At 46.0% G+C, this 7,736-nt stretch carries 13 protein-coding genes; 8 read left to right on the top strand and 5 right to left on the bottom strand.

The annotated features are described in order from the left end of the window. The 4 genes from PHX29_06610 to PHX29_06595 all read right to left on the bottom strand — a co-directional run. A partial coding sequence (locus PHX29_06610; protein ID MDD5605555.1) for a hypothetical protein occupies positions 1–386 on the bottom strand: 386 nt, incomplete at its 3' end. Between the two features lie 395 nt (positions 387–781). Continuing rightward, complete coding sequence (locus PHX29_06605; protein ID MDD5605554.1) at positions 782–2,326, bottom strand: acyl-CoA reductase; 1,545 nt, start codon at positions 2,324–2,326, stop codon at positions 782–784. Positions 2,327–2,339: 13 nt separating this feature from the next. Further along, a complete protein-coding gene (locus PHX29_06600; protein MDD5605553.1) occupies positions 2,340–2,726 on the bottom strand; it encodes a hypothetical protein in 387 nt (128 codons plus the stop codon). Positions 2,727–2,750: 24 nt separating this feature from the next. Continuing rightward, entirely contained in the window at positions 2,751–3,740 is a 990-nt protein-coding gene (locus tag PHX29_06595) for a hypothetical protein (protein MDD5605552.1), read from the bottom strand. A 92-nt stretch (positions 3,741–3,832) separates the two neighbouring features. On the opposite strand from PHX29_06595, the gene PHX29_06590 reads away from it, so the two are divergent. Continuing rightward, entirely contained in the window at positions 3,833–4,066 is a 234-nt protein-coding gene (locus PHX29_06590; protein MDD5605551.1) for a DegV family protein, read from the top strand. A gap of 7 nt (positions 4,067–4,073) precedes the next feature. On the opposite strand, the gene PHX29_06585 is transcribed toward PHX29_06590, so the two are convergent. After that, positions 4,074–4,313, bottom strand: coding sequence for a hypothetical protein (locus PHX29_06585; protein ID MDD5605550.1), 240 nt, complete (start codon positions 4,311–4,313; stop codon positions 4,074–4,076). Positions 4,314–4,466: 153 nt separating this feature from the next. On the opposite strand from PHX29_06585, the gene PHX29_06580 reads away from it, so the two are divergent. From PHX29_06580 to PHX29_06550, 7 genes are all read left to right on the top strand, one after another. Next, positions 4,467–4,967: a GNAT family N-acetyltransferase gene (locus PHX29_06580; GenBank protein ID MDD5605549.1), complete on the top strand. Its 501-nt coding sequence runs from the start codon at positions 4,467–4,469 to the stop codon at positions 4,965–4,967. A gap of 77 nt (positions 4,968–5,044) precedes the next feature. Further along, the gene (locus PHX29_06575; protein MDD5605548.1) at positions 5,045–5,188 is read left to right on the top strand and encodes a hypothetical protein; all 144 of its coding nucleotides are present in this window, start codon (positions 5,045–5,047) and stop codon (positions 5,186–5,188) included. Between the two features lie 37 nt (positions 5,189–5,225). After that, positions 5,226–5,753: a HAMP domain-containing sensor histidine kinase gene (locus PHX29_06570; protein ID MDD5605547.1), complete on the top strand. Its 528-nt coding sequence runs from the start codon at positions 5,226–5,228 to the stop codon at positions 5,751–5,753. Positions 5,754–5,902: 149 nt separating this feature from the next. Then, positions 5,903–6,049, top strand: a complete 147-nt coding sequence (locus PHX29_06565; GenBank protein MDD5605546.1) for a hypothetical protein — start codon at positions 5,903–5,905, stop codon at positions 6,047–6,049. Positions 6,050–6,300: 251 nt separating this feature from the next. Next, entirely contained in the window at positions 6,301–6,450 is a 150-nt protein-coding gene (locus PHX29_06560) for a hypothetical protein (GenBank protein ID MDD5605545.1), read from the top strand. 89 nt (positions 6,451–6,539) lie between these two features. Beyond that, on the top strand, positions 6,540–7,025 hold the full coding sequence (locus tag PHX29_06555; GenBank protein ID MDD5605544.1) for a signal peptidase I: 486 nt from the start codon (positions 6,540–6,542) through the stop codon (positions 7,023–7,025). A 176-nt stretch (positions 7,026–7,201) separates the two neighbouring features. Further along, on the top strand, positions 7,202–7,736 hold a 535-nt coding region (locus PHX29_06550; protein MDD5605543.1), incomplete at its 3' end, for a TasA family protein.

Raw genomic sequence — 7,736 nt, 5'->3', positions numbered from 1 at the left:
ATACCTGTTTGTCCCATACGTTGGATAGCCAGGATTGCATAAGGAAATAACGCGAGGGTTTGCCCAAATATAGTTATACCAAAAGAGAAAGGCTGCCCGGGTTTGAAATTGGCATTATCCTTGATGATTGGCTGCAGGGAAAAAGGCCGCGGGATTTCTGCACCGCGTTCACTACTGTGTTCCACTGTTGCCACCAACCGGCAAATTGGGCAGACTTCAGAGGTAGGACAGTGAAGGCATGTCGCCATGTTTTTATTAAGACAGAAATCATGCCGCAATGCTTCAAAGAAAGCGCCGCGTAAACTGGAACCGCTGTAGCTTGGTAAACTAATATCTGTGATAGCTTCGCATGTAAATATAAGTTTATAAATAACAAAATTCTCCATGCTTGTCCTGTCTTATTGCTCCAATCTGCAACATTGAGTTTGTTATATTTTGTTGTATTGTATGATTTCCTTTTTGATTTGCCATCGGGAACCATGCGGTGTCAGAAGCAGTTGTATTCGGTATGTTGGGTGTTGGCGATCTCCCAAATCTAGCTTTAACCTCAGCCAGTGTATCATACACCTTCATTGTTTCATAGACCTGTGACATCTAATGGCAAAAAAATGATAAACAAATCCCCTTGACTAGATTTGATAAAAACGTGACAAGCGGTTCTGATCCAGGGAAAATTGAGAGGACTTTAAACCTTTTCTCATCCAAATTACATATCGGGGTTTAGTGAAATCAAGCCCAGCCATTCAATCCCAGTGCCAGAACTAGCAATAGGTACGTTAATTTAACTGATCTTCCAGTCTACCAGCTCATTGAGGGCAAGTACTCCATCATGCGGCATTCCGGGGTAAGCTTTCCCACACTCTCCCAGTGGCAGGACATTGGAGACGCCCCTTGCCAGAATCCTGTCTCTGAGTTCCAGCCGCCTGTCTTCAGGGTAGACGCCGGCTGTAGAGACGTTTTGGCTCATATATTTCAAGGCATTATCAAGAGAACTTACCGGGCGTATGATCGCAAGCCGGCACATGGGATGGTCCAGGATATCGAACTCGCCGGGGATAACCACTGTTCCAGATGAATAGTTCCCCATATAGTTATTTATACACCAGGTTCCAGCAGCATATTTCCCCCGTCTCATTCTTTTAATCTGCCCGGTGGCGGATGGAGGTGTGAAGCCGGGAGCCTTGATGTTATGCTGTTCGAGCGCTGCTGCCAGTAATCTGGCAAAGTGTTCCGCCTGTTCAAGAGTACCTTCGACGTATTGCACCAGGGAAGAAGTGCAAGCTTTCTGGTTGTATATCATAACGTCACGCGCTGTGTGTTCCGCTACCGCTTCAATATCATTTTCAAAGGCTTCACGGCCGACCAGGCTGACTCCGTACCGTGGATTGAAGCTCGATACTTTTGTAAAAGGCGTCCTGGATCTTACTGATGATACGGCGTTTGGTGAGCCCCAGATTACTATCCTGTCAAAAGAACCCGGTCCGAATAGAACATTTTCGATACTCTCTTCACCGCCTGGCCAGTAGACGATTGACAGGTTCTTGGTGACAGGATGATCGGGTGCTCCGGCTGCTGCTGCCAGTGATAATAACGCCCCGACCGCAGTCGCTCCGTAGGGCAACTTTATCACAGCGGCGGATTTGGTAAGGACCGCTCGAAGAACTGAAACCACTGGTACCTCTGGAGCGTTACCGGCAGTAATATGAAGCTGACGGGTCGGCATAGCACGTACAAATAACTTTTCCTGGCCCTCACTGCTGAAATCTGCTTCTGCCCAGCCATCCAGGAAAATGCTTCCGGGCTGCCCCATGTACGAAAGCTCACTATCTATGATGCGCCGGGCAGTTAGCCGGTCGAACGAAGAGGTGAGAGATACAGCCCACTCACGAAGAAAGGTATACGGGCATTCCGAGGTCAGGCGCAATGTTTCGAGTACACTTTCCAACAGGCTGCCGTTGGCCAGGATTCCATCCAGAATATTCTCCATATAGCATAAGATGTCTTCCACGCTGAGTAAATAAAGCTCGGAGGCAAGTTTATCGAAATCGGTTTCTATCAGCTCGCGGGCGTTAACTTGCGGCATGATCTGATAGATGTAATCACCGGTGTATCTCATGGTATTGCGATCAATAATCGGTTCGCGTAGCACCTGCGCGCCGGCCAGGTGAATGCATGTGGCGTTCCGGTCAAATTGTTTAAAAGCGGATTCGATCTGCGAGCGGGTAATCTCCGGTGGTGTTACCAGGTTGCCTTTAACAAGGAAGGGCACTCGTATAATACTATCTTTACATGTAAGCAAGGTGTTCTGACCGTACAATTTTTCCATGGCGCATCCCTCCTCAAGCCAGCATAGAACCCATAATGCCCCCGCAGCCCTTGATTTCGCTGCCGGGAAGCCTGCCGATAGTTGTTATGGATGGGCCGGATAGCCCGCAACTGCATTGTTTGTATGTCAGGGTAACCTGGTCGCTACTGATGATAAAGCCCGGGCAAGATACTCCAAGAGGATCAAGAAACCCGAAAGCTCCGGTTAATTCTTCTCCTTCCAGCGGATCGAGTTCATCATTAAAAATTACCGGCTCTATCAGTGGTGGAATGTGGAAGCGGCCTTCTTTACAGCGCAGCATCAGAACGTTGACCTCTGTCATGGAATACCCTTCCAGAACCATTTCCGATGGCACCCCAAGAGTATCAGTAACCATGTTTACCAGGGTCTGGCGGCTCAATTCAATACCGGTAAAAGATTTCCATCATCCACCAAATAATGCCAGGCTGCCTTTTTTCAGGTTTAGCCGTTTATTGTGTCTGGCAATAACCTCTCCCAGCTCCATAAATTGATAAGGTGCTCCGAAGATGAAAACCTTACGGCCGTTACGTGTTGACTGCTTGAGGTTATCCAGCATGCGCAGATAACCGGCTTCCTTGTGTTCAATAGTGACTGCTTTCAGTTCTCTGACGAGCCGGTGTTCTTGCTGTGTTTGGCAGCCGCGCCGCAGGCAACGCAAAGCTGTGCCGGTAATAGCCGTGTCATACAGAAAATAATTTTGGTTGAAAAGCGGGGCGAGTTCTTCGATGAGTGCCTGGTTACCCATGCGCCCGCAGCGGAAGCCAAGGAAGGCAGCATCAAAACCGGATAAACTCCTGGCAGTTATCATCCGCGTTAATTTTTCCAGCGGTATCAGGCGGATAGCAGACTTTGCCAGCCAGCCGGGATACGCTCCTGTAAGCCGATTGACAATAAGTGGTGAAAGATAGCTGGTATTTGCTTTGCGGGATAATTCCCGATCTGCCAGCGCTCTGGGAACAAATGAGAATGCTCCAGAGGTTCCCGAACTGTAAACAACATGAATACCAGCCTTACCGAGCTCATCGATCCATTCGTCCATAGTTTTCAGGTAAGAAGGGTCGATATCAATTCGACGGTGGAAGATGCCGGAAAGCCAATCGGTCATTCGGGAGAAGTTTGCTTCATCCAGCCATGCCTGGTCATAGCTCTTGAAAATATCAGCAGAGAGCATCAGTCTTTTCCTGATAGAAGCAACATCAGCATTCTCTCCCAATCCTTCTTCGAGTACCAATTTGCGATAAACGGGAATATTCTGGAAATAGTGTTTGTGGTTTATCCTGATAGCTTCTTCTCTCAACCCTGCTAATTGACATGCGTCGATTTCATCTCCCACAGCCCACGCTCGCGAGGCATGTATCAGTTTGTTTATCAGTTCTTTTGATTTATTTCCCATAATACAGTGTTTTCCTGTGGCAAGCAGCAGTTTACCCGAGTTGACGCAAGAATTCCATTATTGGATTGGTTACTTTTTATTCAGGCATAGTATTGAATCACAACGAAAGTATTAGCCGGGATTGTGCGATTGTTCAGGCATTCGGTCGGCGACAAGCGGTGCATTTCGTGGTGATGCATGCTCGCGCTGAGCATGAGGTCAGGAAGCTTCAGGAGCGTATTGCCGCCGAGTTCAATTGCAGGGAACTCTGGGTGACCGAACTCAGCACGGTTATGAGATACGCTGTTGGTACCGGTACGGTAGGCTTTGCCTGCTATACAGGCTAGAGTCTTTTTACCAAAGATAGATATCTTCCGGCTTGGATTCAAACGGGTTTGCGCATTGGGGGCATCTGAACACTGTTCTGGTTATGCTTTCTCCGCTTTTTTCAATCTCGGAAATTGAAGAAAAACTGCCATCCGCAGGGCAACAGGCGGTAATACTGTACTTGTATCCGGTAGAGGGGTCCAGTATGGTGGTTTGCCCCTTTTCAAGCATTCTGTTTACTCTCTCGCTATCCTTGACTGGTTGCATCGCCATCCTCCTGCCTGATATTAATCCTTTATGAAATATATAACCGAATTGGTGGTGTGTCAATATGAATTTTGAGAATACTTCCTCATAATGCAACTATGTGCTAGAGACTGGCTGTTGGCATTAAGGGCTGCCTATGGTTAAAATAATCATATGAACGTGCCGGATATAGAGATAACAGAAGGGTACATACCCGGTTCAATTGGCAGGGTAGCCGAACTGCATGGCAAATACTATGCCAGGCACTGGGGCTTCAACTCATTCTTCGAGGCTAAAGTAGCCTCCGAACTGGCAGAATTCATCCGAAGGTATGACTGTAACCGAGATGGTTTCTGGACCGCTTCCGTTGATGGTGTTATTGAAGGTTCTATAGCTCTCGATGGAATCCATGCCGAAAGCCAAGGAGCGCATATGAGGTGGTTTATTGTCTCTGAAAGCCGACAGGGAGAAGGCATAGGGAGCCGGCTGATAGAAACCGCTCTGGATTTTTGCCACAGCCGGGGCTACAAGCGCGTTTTTCTGTGGAGTTTCGAAGGGCTCGGTGCTGCCTGCCATCTGTATACCAGGCACGGCTTTAAGGTTGTGGAGCAGCACCTGGGAACTACCTGGGGCACCGAAGTCAACGAACAGGTGTATGAGTTAAAACTCGGGTAAGGCTTTTTGCTTATGCATGTTTTTTAAATATACTGATTGGAGAGATGACGAACCGCATTTGGGGCAGGTGGTTTTTAATGGAAACACTAAAAATTATTTATTACCAGGAAGAAGATTATTTTGTGGGCTGGCTGGAAGACTTTGCTAATTTGCTCATCAATACCGGGATTTCCGGCCCGGCTCTATATCTGGGGATAATTATCCCGCTTTCAGTTATTTGATATCAAGCCGATTGCTTATGCGGCCATATTCAAGAGCATGGTTGATGGTGTACTCATTCTGGATCTTTCCAAAATCGAAGCCGGCAAAGAGGAATTAATAATGTCTGCAATAAACATTAAGGAATTGCTGGAAGGCAGCATGGTGATGACCAGGGAAAGAGCATCGAAACACCAAATAAGCCTTTCTTTAAAAATCCCGACCGAGATTGACGAAGTGGAAATTCAAGCCGACGAACGAAAGGTCAAACAAATCATATATAATCTCCTTTCGAATGCCACCAAGTTTACTCCAGATGGCGGGGCTATCACTGTTGAGGGAAGGAAAACAAATGGCGAAGTTATTATCAGCGTGTCGGATACCGGAATTGGTATAAAACCCGCTGACCAAAAAATTGTTTCAGAACTTCTTCCAAATACATGGTGGTACAACCGACAAAACACCGGGGACAGGATTAGGGCTGGTTGTATCCAGACGTTTAACCGAGATGCACGGAGGCAAGCTGTGGGTAGAGAGCGAAGGAGAAGGAAAAGGAAGCCGCTTCTCTTTTACCTTGCCTATCAATAAACAGGTTACTGCTAAAATGCTTAACAAGGCTGATCAGCCGGCATAATCACATGACAGAAATTACTTCACTGAATTATACAAACGGCAAAATTGGTTAGTTGTTTTAAACAGAAGCGATAAAGATAGAAGACCATAAAGCAAAAATACTGGTGGCAAATGGAGATGAAATGAGCCGTCGCCTGCTGGAAGCAGTACTCACCCCTAAAGGTTACGAGGTAATACTAGCTAAAGATGGCATAGAAGCCCTGAATATCGCCTGTACTCAATCGCCAAACCTCATCATTCTGGATATATAACCAAACCAATCGACCTTGCTGAGGTGCGCAGTATTGTGGCAAACCTGCAGAATAATTCCTGCAGAATAATTCTTGACAAATAGTTCAGTGATTGTTTATCCTTTTAAGTTTGATGGATCAATTTTCTATTGCAAATAGTACAACAGTTATGTTATATTTTACTAGTAACAACTATTATTATTGTTATAAAAAATTTGAAACCAGAATATTTTTACAAACCAGTTCATGGAAGTAAAGCTTCGGGTACCAACATGAGTATAAGGGGTGTCAACACTATTATCGACAATCTCACCGAATCCGGTTATGTGACAAAAGTAAAAGAAGGCAGGTGCAATCACTACATTGTGCTCCCTGACCGTTTCTGGCGGGAAAAAATCGTGGGTGAATGCACCATCGGCTAGGTGTTCGAGGCATTAGGATACGATGTGAAAAAGGTGGAAAAACTGGATGCCTCTTATGCTTAGCGTATATAATCCAGATAAATAATTAAGTGAAAATATTTACCTGGATTATATCTATATTACTGGGTCTTGTGATAGCAGGCCTGGCTTTTATTTATTTTTCACCGAAATACGATATGTATCTGGTGAAAAGCGAAAGCATGACGCCGACTATCAATATGGGCGACCTTATTCTCATAGGCCCGCCGGACGGATTATTCAGCAACGGTATCGGCCCCGGAACAATTATCACCTTCCGTTACGGTAATGAACTGGTTACCCATCGGATCGTGTCATTGCAGGACGGCTCTTATATTACCAAAGGGGATGCTACAGAAGAACCTGACAGTACTCCGGTAGAAAGCTCTCAAATCGTAGGAACTTATATATTTAAAGTACCCAAACTGGGTTATCTGGTCGATTTCATGCATACCAAAATCGGCTGGTACGTTGTTGTCATTGTGCCGGCGATTATCTTTTTAGGTTTGATATTCAAGGAAATTGTCAAGGAGGTGTTGCATAAGACGACTGTATAATTTATTTTCATGGCAACCCCTTTTATGTTTTACCCCGTGCGGAGTTGCCTTTAAAAACAGTAATAAAAAATTTATCAGGAGTAAGGAGAGAGGTTGCGTATGAGATGGTTTAAAAAATGAGAAGTGTAAATACAGTTAAACAATCCAACATTAAAAAAATTAAAGGGAGAAAAAAAATGAAAAAGATTCTTGGTTTATCAATCGTAGCCTTGATGGTTATCGGCCTCGTAGGCGGAGGCACCTGGGCATTCTTCCAGGACACCGAAACTTCTACCGGCAACCAGTTTGCAGCCGGCACCCTCGACCTGACCATAGATGGCGGAAACACTGATTCTCTGATTTTTGCAATTGATGCAGCCGAAGGCTACCCCGGCATGACTCCGGTGGTCAACGAATATGCTGCTATGAAAAATGTTGGCAGTGTTACCGGCAAGCTGGGAATCGAAGTTCTCAATGTATTGGACCTTGAAAGCACCGGCACAACTGAATATGAGAGCGATTCCATCGGTGGCGCCCATGTCTCAGGTGTGGCAACCGGCGGCTCTATTTCGACAGTAGTTCATGCAGGGGCGGGCTGGGGAGCAGATGCCTACATTGGCAGAATGGTTACAGTTACCGGAAAAGGCAGCGGCATTATTACAGGCAACACTGGAGATACCCTGACAATAAGTGGTGAATTCAGCGAGGCAGTAGTCAATGCCGATGATTACA

Source organism: Dehalococcoidales bacterium (assembly GCA_028717385.1).
In the GTDB taxonomy this organism is placed as follows: Bacteria; Chloroflexota; Dehalococcoidia; order Dehalococcoidales; family CSSed11-197; genus CSSed11-197.
This window is presented reverse-complemented; position numbering and strand designations above follow the sequence as displayed.